This is a genomic window from Vibrio sp. 10N.247.311.49, from assembly GCF_041467655.1.
Taxonomy (GTDB): domain Bacteria; phylum Pseudomonadota; class Gammaproteobacteria; order Enterobacterales; family Vibrionaceae; genus Vibrio; species Vibrio crassostreae_C.
This window is the reverse complement of sequence record NZ_JBFSVA010000021.1, coordinates 13,808-31,481: the sequence shown is the minus strand read 5'-3', so window position 1 is coordinate 31,481 and position 17,674 is coordinate 13,808. Positions and strand designations below refer to the sequence as shown.

Genomic DNA, 17,674 nt, shown 5'->3' with positions numbered 1-17,674 from the left:
CTTTAAAGGTTATTTACCAATACAGAAAGAGGTGAAGATACGGCCGAGTAGGTCATCGGAACTGAATTCACCAGTAATCTCGTTAAGGTGTTGCTGCGTTATACGCAGTTCTTCTGCCAAGATTTCCCCTGCCATATAGCCTTCGAGCTGTTGCTGGCCAATATCTAGATGCTCAGATGCGCGTTCTAGGGCATCTAAGTGGCGACGACGTGCCATGAAGCCACCTTCATTGCCACCAGCAAAGCCCATGCAATCTTTTAAGTGATTACGTAGTGCATCAACGCCTTGTCCCGTCTTTGCTGATAGTCGAATCAGAGTTGGATCATTAACATGGCAAATCCCGAGATCTTCACCGGTTTGATCGGCTTTGTTACGAATCACGGTCATTCCGATGTTATTCGGCAGACGATCAACGAAATCTGGCCAGATATCTTTCGGGTCGGTTGCATCGGTAGTGGTGCCATCGACCATAAATAAAACGCGATCGGCTTGAGCAATTTCTTCCCAAGCGCGTTCAATACCGATTTTTTCGACTTCATCCGAGGCTTCACGCAGGCCTGCGGTATCAATAATGTGCAGTGGCATACCATCAATATGGATATGTTCACGAAGTACATCACGGGTTGTACCTGCAATATCAGTCACAATCGCGGAGTCTTTACCCGATAATGCATTCAGTAAGCTCGACTTACCGGCATTAGGACGACCTGCAATCACCACCTTCATACCTTCACGCATGATGGCACCTTGATTGGCTTCTTGGCGAACCGCTTCGAGGTTGTCGATGATAGCTTGTAAGTCAGCACTTACTTTACCGTCAGCAAGGAAATCAATCTCTTCTTCTGGGAAGTCGATAGCGGCTTCAACATAGATGCGTAAGTGAATCAGAGAGTCCACCAGCGTATTAATGCGTTTCGAGAACTCACCTTGCAACGATTGCAGAGCTGATTTCGCCGCTTCTTCTGAACTGGCATCAATGAGGTCAGCAATCGCTTCTGCTTGGGTTAAATCCATCTTGTCGTTCAAGAAGGCACGCTCCGAGAACTCACCTGGGCGTGCTGCGCGTAGACCTGGAATAGCGAGGATGCGCTTGATGAGCATATCCATTACCACAGGACCACCGTGGCCTTGCAGCTCTAAAACGTCTTCACCGGTAAACGAGTGCGGGTTAGGAAAGTAAAGCGCGATGCCTTGGTCTAGCTCTAAACCATCGTGAGATTTAAAAGGGGTGTACTCAGCGTAACGTGGTTTCAGTACTTTGCCGGTAACTTCAAGCGCAACTTGGGCTGCTTGTGGGCCTGAAACGCGAATAATACCGACGCCGCCACGGCCGGGTGCAGTCGCTTGAGCAACAATCGTATCTGTAGTCATAGTTGTGCCTGCTAGCATGTGAAAGCCAAAAAGGGGCGCTCACGATTAATCAATTAGCTGAATTGTAATCAGCTAAAAACAAAAAGGCGACCTTTTGGTCGCCTTTCTTTGTCTCTTTCTATTATCGAACTTACTTAGAATGTAAGCCTTTCTTTTCCAGCGCGCGGTAGATAAGCGTTTGCTGAATCAGAGTTACGATGTTCGATACTAGCCAGTATAGAACCAGACCTGAAGGGAAGAACAGGAAGAAGAATGTGAACATAACCGGCATAAAGGTCATGATCTTCTGCTGCATTGGATCCGTTACAGTTGTCGGGCTCATCTTCTGGATTAGGAACATTGAAGCACCCATCAGAAGTGGCAAGATGTAGTATGGGTCTTGTGCTGAAAGGTCAGTAATCCAACCGAAGAACGGTGAGTGACGCAGTTCAACAGACTCCATTAGTGCCCAGTATAGCGAAATGAAGATAGGCATTTGCAGAAGGATAGGTAAACAGCCACCTAGTGGGTTTACTTTCTCTTTCTTGTAAAGCTCCATCATTTCTTGGCTCATGCGTTGACGGTCGTCGCCGATACGCTCACGCATTGCAGTCAGCTTAGGCTGAAGCATACGCATTTTCGCCATAGACGTGTACTGAGCTTTCGTTAGTGGGTACATAGCACCACGAACGATGAAAGTTAGACAGATGATTGCCAGACCCCAGTTCACAACGATGCCTTGAATGAACGAAAGCAGAGTATGAAGTGGTTTAGCAATGAACCATAACCAACCGTAGTCAACTACTAGGTCTAGGTTAGGTGCAACAGCAGCCATTTGGTCTTGAAGTTTAGGACCAACCCAAAGCGTTGCTTTGAAGTTTGCTTCGTCGCCAGTAGCGATGGTTTTGTTCGGCATGCGAACACCGATGTCGCCAAGGTTACCAATTACACGAGTGTAAAGGTTGCTGCCTGCTTCGTCGCGTGGGATCCATGCACTTGCAAAGTAGTGCTGAATCATCGCTGCCCAACCTTGACCGTTTGCTAGGTTAAGAGACAGGTTGCGATCTTGCATGTCGTCGAAGCTGTATTTTTTGTAACGCGTATCTTCCGTAGAGTAAGCACCACCACGGTAAGTTGGCATTGTTAGGCTACCGCCGTCATCCATTACGTTCTGACGCAGGTGAGCGTACATGCCGAATGTCGCGTTGTTACCAGAGTTGTTGACTACATCGTATTCAACATCCATTGCGTAGCTGCCACGCTTAAGGATGAATGTTTTCGTGTAATCAAGGCCGTTCGCTTGGTAAGTCATCGGGATGCGTAGTTCATCCTGACCATCAGCAAGCGTGAAGCTGTCTGCTGAAACTGTGTAGCTTGGGCGGTTTGTGCTGCTTAAATCGATACCTTGAGGACCCACTAGACCGCTTTGTGCGATAAATTGGTGACCTGGTTCGTTTTTAAGAAGAACAAACGTATCTTCAGAATCGAACTCAGCAGAGTAATCGTTTAGGTTTGCTTTAACGACATCACCACCAACCGTATCAATTGACAGAGTCAGTACATCAGTTGTTACTGTGATAGTTTTAGCAGAAGAAGCAACTTGACCAGGAGCCGGGTCTAGATCATCTGCATAAGATGGCGCTGGTAGGGTGCTGCCAGATTGTGCCTGCTCAACCGCTTGTGGTGCTGGATTCTGAGCTACGTTCCATTGTTGGAACAGTAGGAAAGAAACCAAAGCCAATGCGATTAACAGGATATTACGTTGAGAATCCATCGTTATTTATCTCTGTCTTGTTTTTGGACTGGTGGAACGGGGTCAAAGCCCCCTTCGTTCAAAGGATGGCATTTTAATAGACGTTTGCCTGATAACCAACACCCTTTTACAAAACCGTGAGCTTTCAACGCTTCTATCGCATATAAAGAGCAGGTTGGAGTAAATCGGCAGCGTGGGCCGATGAGTGGACTAATAAACCATCTATAAAAATAGATGGGTATTAGCGCTATCCACGCGAAGGGCGAGACAGGCGAAGCCATAATTTGTCGAGTAGCTTGAACATTTCTTCATTGCTTAAATCTTGCGCGCTCTTCTTAGCGATTACAACAAAATCTTTGTTAGGAAGTTTGTGTTGAGTGTTACGAAAGCTTTCACGAGTAAGACGCTTGAATCGGTTACGACCCACGGCGGTTTTAATCTGCTTTTTCGGAACGGCTAATCCAAGACGAGGATTTGAAAGAGAGTTATTTCGGGCAATGATGGTGAAATGAGGGGAGCCAGCTCGATGAGCTTGCTTGAAGACATTTTGATAATGTTCGGGAGTTAACAAGCGTAACTCCCGACCGAAGGCTAGCTTATTCAAAATAATCAAAGATTACTTAGAAAGACGCTTACGGCCTTTTGCACGACGTGCATTGATTGTTGCGCGACCGTTCTTAGTAGCCATGCGAGCACGGAAACCGTGAGTACGCTTACGCTTTAGAACTGTAGGTTGAAAAGTGCGTTTCATTGTAATTACCTTACTGATCAGTAGTTTTAGGTTTTTGTTAAACCCGGCGTGGGCATTTTTTCTCTTCTTTATATAAGAAAGGAAAACCGACGCCTCTCAACAAAGAGGCGGAATTGTAATCACTGTCACAAAAAGTGTCAATGATTGGGTTAACTAAAATTCCGGTCGGGGGATTATACGTAGAATAACTAAAATCACAAGGATCCTTAGTCGATCCCAACCTTATTTAAGAATTTTTTTAATTTAGGATCCTGTGGATTACCAAAAATATCCTGTGGAGATCCCTGCTCGATAATATGACCGTCAGCCATGAAGATCACTCGGTCTGCGACCTCTCTCGCGAACTGCATTTCATGGGTAACCACCAGCATGGTTTGATGCTGATTTGCCAGTTTTTTCATTAGGTTAAGCACTTCGCCAACCCACTCAGGATCGAGCGCTGAAGTCGGCTCATCAAACAGTAAAAGCTCGGGTTGTAGTGCCATTGCACGGCCAATACCCACCCGTTGTTGCTGGCCACCAGAGAGCGCGGCTGGGTAGCTATCACCTTTGTCACCTAAGCCAATATCATCAAGTATTTGTTGTGCTTTTTCATGGGCTTGCTGTTTTTTCCAACCACGAACGGTAATTAAACCTTCAGCAATATTCTGTCTCGCGGTTTGGTGAGCGAACAGTGCATAGTTTTGGAACACAAAACCGGTCTTACGACGCAGTGCAAGCACCTCTGCCTTAGTGTGTTTCTGAGTATCAACCTTGATATCATCAATCGAAATCGTGCCTTGATCGGCTTGCTCTAGAAAATTCACACAACGCAGTAGGGTAGATTTACCCGTACCACTTGAACCTATGATGACAATTATCTCACCTTGTTTGATTTCTAGGTCGATCCCTTTCAAAACTTCGGTGTCACCAAACTGCTTGTGGATATTTTGTAATTTGATCATCGTACATACGCCTTATTCAGTTTCACTTCGGCCCAAATTTGAATACGAGTGAGGATAACCACCACGCCCCAGTAAATCAGTGCGACTGCTAAGAAAGCCTCGAAGAAGCGGAAACTTGAAGAAGCCTCCATCTGAGCTTTAGCCATGATTTCGGCGACACCTAGGGTGAAGGCAAGTGAAGTCGACTTGATCATATCGATGAAGTAGTTCATCAACGACGGCAGTGCCACGCGAGTTGCTTGCGGTAAGATCACTCGGCGCATCGCTTGGCTGGTTGTCATACCGACCGAAAGGCTGGCTTCCATCTGGCTGCGATCAATACCGATAATCGCGGCACGAATACTTTCTGCCATATACGCGGCAAAGTGCAGGGTTAAGCCAATCACAGCGGCGCTGAAGGCATCCAACCCAACCATCCACGGGAAGACTTGTGGTAAGCCGTAATAAAGGAGGAACAGCTGCACCAACAGTGGTGTGCCTCGGAAGAAGCTAATGTACAGCTGGCTCAGTTGGTCGAGCACTGGGATTTTGAATACACGAATATTCGCCAGTATCAGAGACAGGATCAGAGCAAAGAACAAGCCCCAGGTCGCCATCTCCATCGTGGTGCCTAAATACTTCAGTAGTATTGGCAACAGCTCTAGCATGTAATTAAAGTCAAATCCCATAATCTATCTCGTATTTTTATTGGCAGTGTTGTTCTATATGTAAGTACTGTTGTATCAGGTTTTTTAATTAGTGCACAAAAGCAAAAAGCCCACCGCTGTATAAAGCAGTGGGCCTTGAATGGAGAAAGTGAGTAATTACTTCTGAGTAATGTCCGCACCAAACCATTTCTGAGAGATACTTTCTAGCGTACCATCTGCGCGCATTGCTGCTAATGCTTCATTTACTTCTGCTTGCAGTTTTTTGCCGTTATCGTTGTCGACGAAAGGCCAAGCGTTTTCAATTGTTTCGAATGGCTGACCTGCTAGTTGTAATGGTAGACCAGTCTTCTTGATAAGCTCTAGTGCTGATAGGCGATCCATTACGAATGCATCGGCACGACCCAGTGCCACGTCATGTTCAATACCTGTATCGTAGGTTTTTACATTGATCTTGCCATCTTTGTCGTAGCTGCGAAGCAGTTGTTCAAAGTTTGAGCCTAGGTTTACCGCAACCGTCTTGCCATCAAGGTCTTCGATGCCTTTAATGCTGTCATTACCTTTACGAACGGTAATTTGTGCGCCGTCTACTACGTATGGGTCTGCGAATAGGTATTTCGCTTTACGTGCATCCGTCATTGTAATTTGGTTTGAAATGGTATCGATGCGACCCGTTTCAAGAAGACCAAACAGACCAGAGAAGTTTGCCGTTACGTATTCAACCTTGTAATCGTTACGCTTACCGATCTCATCCCATAAATCCACTTCAAAACCCTGTAGCTGGTCTTGTTTAACGAACGTAAACGGGAAATAGCGACCAGACATGCCGACTTTAACTTCAGTCGCAGCTTGAACAGTAGCAGCAGAGAGTGCGATAGCCGCAATTGCAGCCTTAATCCAGTTATTCATTTGGTAACTCCTTATATTTATGGGTTTGGATGTTACTGGGAAAATGCTCACTAGAATAAATAACCAGATGTTATTAACCATAACCAGATTGAATTCTCGATTTGGGGATAACTAGCAAGGATCCGGGCATAAGTGGATCATTGTGTGAGTAAATTAGGGGCAAGATGTGTGGATCCACCGATAAATTACAAATTTATTGTGAATAACTTGGATCTTATTCACTGGATCTGTGATCAATTGCTGGTGATCTGACTTATCAACAGGTAAAATTAGCGGTCATTTCATATTACTTTAAATAGAGTGAGGGCACCGTGTCATCTTCGCTTTGGTTGCAGTGTTTGCAACAGCTTCAAGAAGAGTTACCAGCTACAGAATTCAGTATGTGGGTTCGTCCGTTACAAGCGGAACTCAATGACAATACTCTAACTCTATTTGCACCGAACCGTTTCGTACTCGATTGGGTTCGTGATAAGTATCTAAATAGCATTAACCGTCTGCTGCAAGAATATTGCGGTAACGATATCCCACATCTTCATTTTGAAGTGGGAAGCAAGCGTGTGATTGCACCAAAGCCTGCGACACCGACACCAACTCAGACTCGCACTGCAGCTGATGTGGCCGCTGAGTCATCAGCACCTGCGCAATTACAAGCTCGCAAACCTGTCCATAATATCTGGCGTGATGAAGAGCCTGTCGCGGTTGACTTGAATCACCGCTCAAACGTGAACCCAAAACATAAGTTCAATAACTTTGTTGAAGGTAAGTCGAACCAACTCGGTTTGGCTGCGGCACGTCAGGTTTCTGATAACCCAGGTACAGCCTACAACCCGTTGTTCCTATACGGCGGCACTGGTTTAGGTAAAACGCACTTGTTGCATGCGGTGGGTAACGCCATTGTTGATAATAAGCCGAATGCGAAAGTGGTTTACATGCACTCAGAGCGTTTTGTTCAGGATATGGTAAAGGCTCTGCAAAACAACGCGATCGAAGAATTTAAGCGCTACTACCGTAGTGTTGATGCATTGCTTATCGATGACATCCAATTCTTTGCTAATAAAGAGCGTTCTCAAGAAGAGTTCTTCCATACCTTTAACGCGCTGCTTGAAGGCAATCAACAGATCATCCTAACGTCTGACCGTTATCCAAAAGAGATCAACGGGGTAGAAGATCGTCTTAAATCTCGTTTCGGCTGGGGTTTGACGGTAGCGATTGAGCCACCAGAGCTTGAGACACGTGTTGCGATCTTGATGAAGAAAGCCGAAGACCACCAAATTCACCTTGCGGATGAAGTGGCGTTCTTTATTGCCAAGCGTCTACGCTCTAACGTTCGTGAACTGGAAGGCGCATTGAACCGTGTTATTGCGAATGCAAACTTCACTGGCCGCCCGATCACGATCGACTTCGTGCGTGAAGCACTGCGTGACCTACTTGCACTGCAAGAAAAACTGGTCACTATTGATAACATTCAAAAGACAGTAGCCGAGTACTACAAAATCAAAGTCGCTGATCTATTGTCTAAGCGTCGTTCTCGTTCTGTTGCTCGTCCACGTCAATTGGCGATGGCACTGGCGAAAGAGCTAACAAACCATAGCTTGCCTGAGATTGGCGATGCATTCGGTGGTCGTGACCACACGACGGTACTGCATGCTTGTCGTAAGATTGCTCAGCTGCGTGAAGAGAGCCACGACATTAAAGAAGATTATTCGAACTTGATTCGTACCCTTTCTTCTTAATACACAGTATTCTTAACCTTAATAAGCAGAATCTTGGCCACGTACTATTACGCAGTGCCATTTAGACCGTAAGAGCAAGATATGAAATTTACCATTGAACGTAGTCACCTGATTAAGCCATTACAACAAGTATCTGGCGCACTCGGTGGCAGGCCAACGCTTCCAATTCTAGGAAACCTACTGATTAAAGTAGAAGATAACGTGTTGTCGATGACAGCGACGGATCTAGAAGTTGAACTGATCAGCCGTGTAACGCTTGAAGGTGATTTCGAAGCGGGTAGCATTACCGTACCTTCACGTAAATTCCTAGATATCTGCCGTGGATTGCCAGATAACTCAGTGATCACGGTGGTATTGGATGGTGACCGTATTCAGGTTCGCTCTGGTCGTAGCCGCTTCTCTTTAGCAACATTACCTGCGGCAGATTTTCCAAATATTGAAGACTGGAGCAGTGAAGTTGAAGTGTCAGTGACACAAGCTGAACTTCGCGGTCTTATCGAGAAAACACAATTCTCAATGGCGAACCAAGATGTTCGTTACTACCTCAACGGTATGTTGTTTGAGATTGAAGGCTCTATCCTGCGCAGCGTAGCGACCGATGGTCACCGTATGGCAGTATCTCAAGCACAACTGGGTGCGGATTTTGCTCAGAAGCAGATCATTGTTCCTCGTAAAGGTGTTCAAGAGTTAGTGAAGCTATTGGATGCACCTGAACAGCCAGTAACACTGCAAATTGGTAACTCTAACGTGCGAGCTGAAGTGAACAACTATGTCTTCACTTCTAAGCTGGTTGATGGTCGTTTCCCTGATTATCGCCGCGTAATGCCGCAAAATACCACCAAGACACTTGAAGCTGGCTGTGATGAATTACGTTCAGCATTTTCTCGTGCTGCGATTCTATCGAATGAAAAATTCCGTGGTGTTCGCGTTAACCTTGCGGATAGCGAGATGCGCATTACCGCGAACAACCCAGAGCAAGAAGAAGCAGAAGAAGTACTCGATGTTAACTTCGACGGTGACGCGCTAGAGATTGGCTTCAACGTAAGCTACGTATTGGATGTTCTGAACACACTGCGTTGTGAACAGGTTCGCATCTCAATGTCAGACGCCAATGCGAGTGCTCTTATCGAGAACGCACAAGATGACAGCGCGATGTACGTTGTTATGCCAATTCGCTTATAAGCAGCCCTATGTTGACCTACCGAGTCGTGATTGAAGATTAATATGAAGACGTTATGCCTTTATCGCGCTTAATCGTTAAGCAGTTTAGAAATATTGAAGCCTGTGACATTCAACCGTCATCAGGCTTTAACTTTCTTATAGGGGCTAACGGAAGCGGCAAAACCAGTGTCCTTGAAGCGGTGTATCTGCTCGGACATGGTCGCTCATTCAAGAGTTCACTTACCGGTCGTATCATACAAAACGAGTGTAGTGAGCTGTTTGTACATGGCCGTTTTATGACCTCGGATCAATTTGAGCTGCCAATTGGCATTAATAAGCAGCGCGATGGCACGACAGAGGTTAAAATAAGCGGTCAAACTGGGCAAAAGTTGGCTCAGTTAGCTCAAGTCTTACCTTTGCAGTTGATTCACCCTGAAGGGTTTGATTTACTAACCGATGGACCTAAGCATCGCCGAGCATTCATTGATTGGGGAGTCTTCCACAGTGAGTCGGGCTTTTATGATGCGTGGGGCAGGGTAAAGCGCCTCAATAAGCAGCGAAACGCCTTATTGAAAACGGCAACCCACTATCGAGAGCTGAGCTATTGGGACCAAGAATTGGCCCGTTTAGCAGAAAGCATCAGTCAGTGGCGTGCCACCTACGTTGATCAGCTCAAAGAAGTCGCCGAAGAAATCTGTGCGACCTTCCTTCCTGAGTTTGAGATAAAGATTAACTACTATCGTGGCTGGGACAAAGACACCCCGTACGCCGATATATTAGAAAAGAATTTTGAAAGGGATCAGCAGCTTGGTTACACCTTTGGTGGGCCAAACAAAGCGGATCTGAAGATAAAAGTGAACGGCACTCCAGTGGAAGATGTCTTGTCACGAGGTCAATTGAAGTTGATGGTGTGCGCGCTACGAGTAGCACAAGGGCAACACCTCACTCAAATGACAGGTAAGCAGTGCATCTATTTGATAGATGACTTCGCTTCCGAATTAGATAGCCAACGCCGAGCACGTCTTGCTGAGTGTTTAAAGGCGACCCAGGCTCAAGTTTTTGTAAGCTCTATTACCGCTGATCAGATTGCAGATATGCATGACGAAAATAGCAGGATGTTTCATGTGGAACATGGCAAAATAGAGCAAGGATAATTAGTCAGAGAGTAACTATGTCAGATAATTACGATTCATCGAGTATTAAAGTACTGAAGGGTCTGGATGCGGTACGTAAGCGTCCTGGAATGTACATTGGCGACACGGATGATGGTACCGGTCTGCACCACATGGTTTTTGAGGTGGTAGATAACTCTATTGATGAAGCGCTAGCTGGTCACTGTAATGACATCATTGTAACTATCCATGAAGATAGTTCTGTGTCTGTGAGCGATGACGGCCGTGGTATTCCAACAGAATTGCACCCAGAAGAAAACGTATCTGCAGCCGAAGTAATCATGACGGTTCTTCACGCTGGTGGTAAGTTCGATGATAACTCGTACAAGGTATCTGGTGGTCTGCACGGTGTTGGTGTTTCAGTAGTTAACGCACTTTCTAAGCAAGTTACTCTTACTATCCACCGCGGTGGCAAAATCCACACTCAAACCTACAGCCACGGTGAGCCTCAAGCGCCACTAGCGGTTATCGGTGACACGGATAAAACAGGTACAGAGATTCGTTTCTGGCCGAGTGAAGAAACCTTCACTAACATCGAGTTCCATTACGACATTTTAGCTAAGCGTCTACGTGAGCTATCATTCTTGAACTCAGGTGTATCAATTAAGCTAATTGACGAGCGCGAAGAAGACAAAATGGATCACTTCGAATACGAAGGCGGTATCCAAGCGTTTGTTGAACACCTTAATACTAACAAAACGCCAATCATCCAAAAAATCTTCCACTTTAACTCTGAGCGCGAAGACGGTATTACCGTTGAAGTTGCGATGCAGTGGAATGACGGCTACCAAGAAAACATCTACTGTTTCACCAACAACATCCCTCAACGCGATGGTGGTGCTCACTTAGCAGGTTTCCGTGCGGCGCTAACGCGTACTCTGAACAGCTTCATGGACAAGGAAGGCTTCTCTAAGAAAGCGAAGACTGCGACCTCTGGTGATGATGCTCGTGAAGGTCTGACGGCGATTGTTTCTGTTAAAGTGCCTGATCCTAAGTTCTCAAGCCAAACTAAAGATAAGCTGGTTTCTTCAGAAGTGAAGTCTGCCGTTGAATCTACAATGGGTGAGAAGTTGTCTGAGTTCCTTATTGAGAACCCAGGTGAAGCGAAAACAGTTTGTTCTAAAATCATTGATGCAGCACGTGCTCGTGATGCAGCGCGTAAAGCTCGTGAAATGACTCGTCGTAAAGGCGCATTAGATTTAGCGGGTCTTCCTGGTAAGCTTGCTGACTGTCAGGAAAAAGATCCTGCACTGTCTGAACTATATATTGTGGAAGGAGACTCTGCTGGCGGTTCAGCTAAGCAGGGGCGTAACCGTAAGAACCAAGCAATCCTACCGCTGAAAGGTAAAATCCTTAACGTAGAGAAAGCACGTTTCGATAAAATGCTGTCTTCTCAAGAAGTAGCAACGCTAATCACCGCTCTTGGTTGTGGTATTGGTCGTGACGAATACAACCCAGATAAACTGCGTTACCACAACATCATCATCATGACCGATGCCGATGTCGATGGTTCTCACATCCGTACCCTGCTACTGACGTTCTTCTACCGTCAAATGCCAGAGCTGATTGAACGTGGCTACATCTACATTGCTCAACCGCCACTTTACAAAGTGAAGAAAGGTAAGCAAGAGCAGTACATTAAAGATGAAGATGCGATGAACCAGTATCAAGTATCTTTGGCTTTAGACAACGCAGAACTGCACGTAAACCCTGAAGCGCCAGCATTTGCAGGTGAAGGTTTAGAGAAGCTTGTTCAGCAATACAATGCAGGCATCAAGCTTGTTGATCGTATGAGCCGCCGTTACCCACGCGCATTGGTTCACGAACTGATTTACGTTCCTCGTCTAACGGCCGAGCAGTGTCATGATGACGCGGCAGTTGAAGCTTGGGGTAAGCAGCTTGTTGAACAGCTAAACGCGAAAGAAGTAGGTGCAAGCCAATACAGCCTTGAAGTTGAAAAACACGAAGAGCTAGGCTTAAGCGTTCCTAAGATTGTGGTTCGTACTCATGGTGTGACTCATGAACACCTACTAAGCATCGATCTTATTAACTCTAAAGAGTTTGGTAAGCTAGCGGATCTTTCTGAAGCTCTTGATGGCTTGATTGAAGAAGGCGCTTACATTAAGCGTGGTGAGCGTACTCAAGAAGTTTCTAGCTTCGTTGATGCTCTGAACTGGTTAGTGAAAGAGTCTCGTCGTGGTCTAAGCCTACAGCGATACAAAGGTCTAGGTGAGATGAACCCTGATCAACTTTGGGAAACCACGATGGATCCTGAAACTCGCCGTATGATGCAAGTAACAATTGAAGACGCTGTTGGTGCTGATTTGTTGTTTACGACGCTAATGGGTGACCAAGTTGAACCTCGTCGTAACTTCATCGAAGAGAATGCACTGAAAGTAGCAAACCTAGACGTTTAGTCTCTTTGATACTTCGCTCTTTGGCTTAATTTCTGTGTCAGAGGTGCTCACATACATTCGTATGCTCCGCGCCTCTTCCTTGAACTAAAGCCAAATAGCTTCGTCTCAAAAAACTAAAATCATTTTAAAGCACTATCCTTTGGATGGTGCTTTTTTATCTTTGTAAGATATTGAAAAATATTGAGTTGCAAAAATAATTGAAAATAACCCCTTGAAACTATTTTGCTCAATCCATATATCTATTTGTGAAGAGGATGACTGTCTTGCTCTACAAGAGAAGAAACAGAACCTTCATTACCGCTAACGAAGTATCGCTCAATAGAGGATAACTTTGGCAGCACACAACTTAAAAATTGATTCATTGCCATGTCCCAGCGTTGTCGCCAATAGAGGTGAAACCCGAGGAATGCGAATTGAATCTCTTAGCTGTTTACTGGGTCACACACAGGTTAGATCCAAGTAAAATTCGCAGCTAAGACTATTGCTTACTAAAAGGATAGCATTATGAGAACTGTAGATTTCACTCCACTTTACCGCAACGCAATCGGCTTCGATCGTCTATTCAACATGATGGAAGCGAATACATCGAAGAACTCTTCTGGCGGTTACCCTCCATACAACATCGAGCAAAAAGACGAGAACAACTACCGTATTACTATGGCAGTCGCTGGTTTTGCTGATGACCAATTAGATCTGACTCAGAAAGAGAACATGCTAATTGTGAAAGGTGAGCGTAAAGCAGAAGCAGAGAAAACCTTCGTATACCAAGGTATCGCAGAGCGCGATTTCGAGCGTAAATTCCAACTGGCTGACTACGTAAAAGTGGTAGGTGCAAGCATGGAAAATGGTCTTCTTCACATCGACCTCGAACGCGAAATCCCAGAAGCGATGCAACCACGTAAGATTGCTATCAATGGTAATAGTTTACTAGAAGGCTAATTACTGTTAGCTCCTTAGAGCTAAAAAATATCGGGAAGTAAAAGTGAAAGAGCACCTAATGAGGTGCTCTTTTTGTATTTGACCTGCGGTAAGCTAAAAGCTCTTATTACTGCTCTGAGTAAGCCTTTTTCACTTCTTCAGCAATGATAGCAATGCCTTTCTGCATCGCCTCATCATCTTGTACGTAGTTCATGCGTAAGCACTGGTGAGCATGATCCCACTCGTCTTCTTGGCCGATAAAGAAGTATTCACCCGGAACAATCAATACGCCGCGAGCTTTAAGGCGGTCGTACAGTTCCATTGTGGTGATCGGCAGCTCATCAAACCATAGCCATAAGAAGATAGCGCCTTCAGGCTTGTGAATACGGAAGCGAGGGTCGTCGATAGCGTCTTGTAACAGTTCAACTGCACGTAGTGACTTATCTTTATAGAAAGGTTTGATTACCTCGCTACTTAAGCGCAGTAAATCGCCTTTTTCAATCATGTGATTGGCAATTGCAGGGCCAACACTGTTTGGCGCTAAGCTAATGATGCCATTCATGTTGGTCAATGCTTGTGTTACTTCTTCACTCGCAATTACGATACCGCAACGCACACCCGGCAAACCAAGCTTAGAAAGGCTCATGCACAGAATCGTATTTTCATTCCAGAGCGGTTCGACATCTTCAAAGATGATGTTAGGAAACGGCAGGCCGTAAGCATTGTCGATCAGCAGTGGGATGTTGTTTTCACGCGCCAGTTTATCCAGTTTACGCACTTCTTCGTCGGTCAGTACGTTACCCGTTGGGTTGGTTGGACGAGATGCACAGATAGCCGCGACTGAGTCATCAACCTTTAGTTGTTCAAAATCAACGTGGTATTTAAACTGACGGTTTTCTAGCAGTTCGATCTCTGGGTGGTAAGAGATAAAAATATCGTCATCAATACCCGCGTCGCCGTAGCCGATGTATTCCGGTGCGATCGGCAGTAGGATTTTCTTATGTGAGCCGTCAGGCTGTTGGCCTGCTAGCAGGTTGAATAGGTAGAAGAAGCCACTTTGACTGCCATTAGTCAGGCTGATGTTCTTCTCGCTGATGTCCCAACCGTAGGTCTCTTTCAGCATTGCTGCTAACGATTTGATGAAGCTGTCTTTACCCTGCGGACCATCGTAGTTGGCGAGGGCGGCGATGAGTTCTCCACTGGCGAGCATGTCGGCACTGGCTTGGTTAAAGTAATCGAGCATGGCAGGGATAGCGGCTGGGTTGCCACCACCGAGCATGATAGCGCCAGGAGTGCGCAGGCCATCATTCAAATCATCCATTAAACGAGTGATTCCAGAGTATCGATTAAACTTTTCGCCAAACTTAGAGAACTGCATTACTAATTTTACCTAATTCATTGTGATTGCTTGTTACGTGTCATTAAGGCAGACCTTATGTCTGCCATCAGTGTATTCCTTGAACATACCGCAATGTTTTTGCGACGCATAGCGCCAAATGCTCTAACACGTAAAAAACTTCTATAAAGTTTGGTTAATGAGTGACAGCTTGCTTATTGAACGTACCTTTAGCGATAAAAAAAGGAGAAGCCTAAGCTTCCCCTTTAGTTTCTGGTGTTTATGTTAATGAAGGTTTAGTTCGAACCGGTATAAACGACTAATACCTTGTCATCTTGGTATTGGCGTTCGAACGCATAGTAGCCCTTGCTGTTACGGATGATGTGCTTACCCTGAGCAACGGCTGGGTGGCGTTGGCGGAATTGGCCAAGCGCTTGCCAGTGTTCTAGCAGCTCTGCACGTTCGCCAGTGATTTGATCCCAAGGCATGTCTGAGCGTGTGCCTTGCATTGGATCAGAACCCGTTGGGCCAAAGTCTCGGGCGATTTCATCGCCGTAATAGATCTGTACCGCACCGGGAGCCAGCATCAACGCGTTTGCAGCTTTGGTTTGTTTTGCAAAGTCACTGCCATGTTGTGTCCAGAATAGCGAGGTGTCGTGAGACGAAAGGTAACTCAGTACGTTGAACTCGCTGTCGTTGTTGACCTTCTCTGCGTATCGAAGGTAATCAGCATCAAGATCGGATAGGCACTTGAGCGCCTTTGGTGCGATATCACTCTGGAATTCAAAGTTGATGATCGAATCAAATCCGTTAGCGAAGTAATCTGATTTGACCACGCTGTGTGCCCATACTTCGCCAGTCATCCAGAAGGGTAAGTCATCCAAGGCCTTGTCTGGGTTGTTCTGTTTCCACTCGGCAAGTGCCTGGTTGGTGCTCTCTTTCAGTTCTGCCCATGCTTCGAGTTCAACGTGTTTAGCGGTATCGACCCTGAAACCATCGACACCATATTCGCGCACCCAATCCGATAACCAAGTGATTAAATGGTTACGAGGTGTTTTGAGTTCATCGGTCGCGCTGGTGGACTTATTGCGATAGAAATTAGGCAGCCCGATTGTCTCTGTCGACTCTGTTTTGAAATCGGGCAGATGCGCCAAAGACATGGTGAGGTTATTGTAGCCCGGAGAGTCATAGGCGCCGATATCGCTGCGTAGCCAAGCTTTGCCCCACCACTTTTCCCACGCTTCTTTGTCGCTGTAAGAGATGTAGTTGTTGAAGTAGTGCCAGTTCTGACCTTTGGCAGGTTGCCAATCTGTCCAGTTTTCGCCAAGTGTTTGTTTGGCTTCTTCGTCAGTTAGGTTGAGCTTACCAAAATCAAACTCTTGCATGTCGGCAAGCGTCGCATAGCCGGTGTGGTTCATTACCACATCCCAAACAACACGAATGCCTTTGCTATGCGCGGTATCGATGAAGGTTTTTAGCTCGTCTTCGGTGCCCATGTTGTCATCGAGCTTGGTCCAATCTTGATGGTAGTAGCCGTGGTAGCCGTAGTGTTTGAAGTCACCTCGATCACCGCCGCCAACCCAGCCGTGGATTTGCTCTAACGGAGACGTTATCCAGATAGCATTAGCACCGAGTGATTCTATGTAATCGAGTTTTTCGGTTAAGCCTGCCAAGTCACCACCGTGGAAGGTGCCGATTTCGTCTTGTCCATCTTGGCTGCGACCGTAACTGTTGTCGTTATCAGGATTACCATTGTGGAAACGGTCAGTCATTACGAAGTAAACCGTGGCGTTATCCCAACTAAAGTCAGCTTTGGTTTCTGGTTCTACTTTCTCAAGCAGCAGAACACCTTGGCTATTTTCTGCTGGCTGCATGGTGACGCTGCCATTCGTTACTGTGACTTGTTTGCCTGAAAGAGCGTCTCTAACCACGGTGCCATCATCAAAGGTTTGAGCAACGTCGATGATGGTTGGTTCGTCACTAGGAACCGGACAAGCAAAGCTTTGTACTTGTTGTTGCTTCGGCTTTATCTGAACGGTCAGTTCATTGGTTTGTGGGTTGAGCATAAACTGATAGGTGTTAGCGCGAAAGATCTTGATATCTAATTCAGACTTCTCGGCGCAGTCGTCTAGGCGAAGGGGTTTATTGAATTTGATGCGGTTTTCTTCAGCCAGCGCATAGTTGGTGCCACAGGTATTTTGAGTATCGCTGATAGAGAAGGTATAGCTACCTTTCGCGAGTTCCTGTTCTGCAATCACGGTGCCTTTACCGGATGATTCGAATACGACAGTGTCGTTATCAATTGTCAGTAATAGGTTGTTGTCACTGGTTTGGCTGCATGCGCTGAGTGCGAGTATTGAAAGCGCGAGTACTGTTTTTTTCATTGTTCCCTTCCCCTGAATAAACAGGTCAGTTATAGCAAACAATGCCCTCTACAGTCTGAGTGCTGTTTCATTCAGTTAATCAATAAGACCTCTACAAACAAATGCTTGGTTCACAAAAACAAAAAGGGAAGCTTTCGCTTCCCTTTGGGTGTTTACCGTTAATTACTCAGAGTATGACTTAGAGTAATTGTCTCACTTGTGC

General features: G+C 45.8%; 16 protein-coding genes. 5 read left to right on the top strand and 11 right to left on the bottom strand.

What is annotated here, in order from left to right; all coding sequences use genetic code 11:
- Positions 1–9: 9 nt before the first annotated feature.
- The 8 genes from mnmE to AB6E54_RS17745 form a co-directional block, all read right to left on the bottom strand.
- Entirely contained in the window at positions 10–1,371 is a 1,362-nt protein-coding gene (gene mnmE / locus AB6E54_RS17780; RefSeq protein ID WP_029235098.1) for a tRNA uridine-5-carboxymethylaminomethyl(34) synthesis GTPase MnmE, read from the bottom strand.
- Positions 1,372–1,501: 130 nt separating this feature from the next.
- Complete coding sequence (gene yidC / locus AB6E54_RS17775; RefSeq protein WP_017058806.1) at positions 1,502–3,124, bottom strand: membrane protein insertase YidC; 1,623 nt, start codon at positions 3,122–3,124, stop codon at positions 1,502–1,504.
- A 2-nt stretch (positions 3,125–3,126) separates the two neighbouring features.
- Complete coding sequence (yidD, locus tag AB6E54_RS17770; RefSeq protein ID WP_004735802.1) at positions 3,127–3,384, bottom strand: membrane protein insertion efficiency factor YidD; 258 nt, start codon at positions 3,382–3,384, stop codon at positions 3,127–3,129.
- Entirely contained in the window at positions 3,351–3,674 is a 324-nt protein-coding gene (gene rnpA / locus AB6E54_RS17765) for a ribonuclease P protein component (protein WP_017055478.1), read from the bottom strand. Before rnpA ends, yidD begins: the two co-directional genes overlap by 34 nt.
- A gap of 45 nt (positions 3,675–3,719) precedes the next feature.
- Positions 3,720–3,854, bottom strand: a complete 135-nt coding sequence (gene rpmH / locus AB6E54_RS17760) for a 50S ribosomal protein L34 (protein ID WP_004735800.1) — start codon at positions 3,852–3,854, stop codon at positions 3,720–3,722.
- Positions 3,855–4,060: 206 nt separating this feature from the next.
- The gene (locus AB6E54_RS17755; protein ID WP_017058807.1) at positions 4,061–4,798 is read right to left on the bottom strand and encodes an amino acid ABC transporter ATP-binding protein; all 738 of its coding nucleotides are present in this window, start codon (positions 4,796–4,798) and stop codon (positions 4,061–4,063) included.
- Positions 4,795–5,466: an amino acid ABC transporter permease gene (locus AB6E54_RS17750; RefSeq protein WP_009848134.1), complete on the bottom strand. Its 672-nt coding sequence runs from the start codon at positions 5,464–5,466 to the stop codon at positions 4,795–4,797. Before AB6E54_RS17750 ends, AB6E54_RS17755 begins: the two co-directional genes overlap by 4 nt.
- 135 nt (positions 5,467–5,601) lie before the next feature.
- Positions 5,602–6,351, bottom strand: coding sequence for an amino acid ABC transporter substrate-binding protein (locus AB6E54_RS17745; RefSeq protein WP_009848135.1), 750 nt, complete (start codon positions 6,349–6,351; stop codon positions 5,602–5,604).
- A gap of 311 nt (positions 6,352–6,662) precedes the next feature.
- Between AB6E54_RS17745 and dnaA the strand changes: the two genes are divergently transcribed.
- From dnaA to gyrB, 4 genes are all read left to right on the top strand, one after another.
- Positions 6,663–8,084, top strand: a complete 1,422-nt coding sequence (gene dnaA / locus AB6E54_RS17740) for a chromosomal replication initiator protein DnaA (protein ID WP_017058808.1) — start codon at positions 6,663–6,665, stop codon at positions 8,082–8,084.
- Positions 8,085–8,165: 81 nt separating this feature from the next.
- A complete protein-coding gene (dnaN, locus tag AB6E54_RS17735) occupies positions 8,166–9,266 on the top strand; it encodes a DNA polymerase III subunit beta (RefSeq protein WP_017058809.1) in 1,101 nt (366 codons plus the stop codon).
- A 53-nt stretch (positions 9,267–9,319) separates the two neighbouring features.
- Entirely contained in the window at positions 9,320–10,399 is a 1,080-nt protein-coding gene (gene recF / locus AB6E54_RS17730) for a DNA replication/repair protein RecF (protein WP_371725269.1), read from the top strand.
- A gap of 17 nt (positions 10,400–10,416) precedes the next feature.
- Complete coding sequence (gyrB, locus tag AB6E54_RS17725) at positions 10,417–12,834, top strand: DNA topoisomerase (ATP-hydrolyzing) subunit B (protein ID WP_017058811.1); 2,418 nt, start codon at positions 10,417–10,419, stop codon at positions 12,832–12,834.
- Between the two features lie 239 nt (positions 12,835–13,073).
- Here the strand turns inward: gyrB and AB6E54_RS17720 are convergent, their stop codons facing one another.
- A complete protein-coding gene (locus AB6E54_RS17720) occupies positions 13,074–13,196 on the bottom strand; it encodes a hypothetical protein (protein WP_267869012.1) in 123 nt (40 codons plus the stop codon).
- A 142-nt stretch (positions 13,197–13,338) separates the two neighbouring features.
- On the opposite strand from AB6E54_RS17720, the gene AB6E54_RS17715 reads away from it, so the two are divergent.
- Positions 13,339–13,773: an Hsp20 family protein gene (locus AB6E54_RS17715; protein ID WP_009848140.1), complete on the top strand. Its 435-nt coding sequence runs from the start codon at positions 13,339–13,341 to the stop codon at positions 13,771–13,773.
- Between the two features lie 106 nt (positions 13,774–13,879).
- On the opposite strand, the gene AB6E54_RS17710 is transcribed toward AB6E54_RS17715, so the two are convergent.
- Positions 13,880–15,130, bottom strand: a complete 1,251-nt coding sequence (locus tag AB6E54_RS17710) for a valine--pyruvate transaminase (protein ID WP_017058812.1) — start codon at positions 15,128–15,130, stop codon at positions 13,880–13,882.
- 254 nt (positions 15,131–15,384) lie between these two features.
- Complete coding sequence (locus tag AB6E54_RS17705; protein WP_229648147.1) at positions 15,385–17,472, bottom strand: alpha-amylase; 2,088 nt, start codon at positions 17,470–17,472, stop codon at positions 15,385–15,387.
- Between the last annotated feature and the right edge of the window lie 202 nt (positions 17,473–17,674).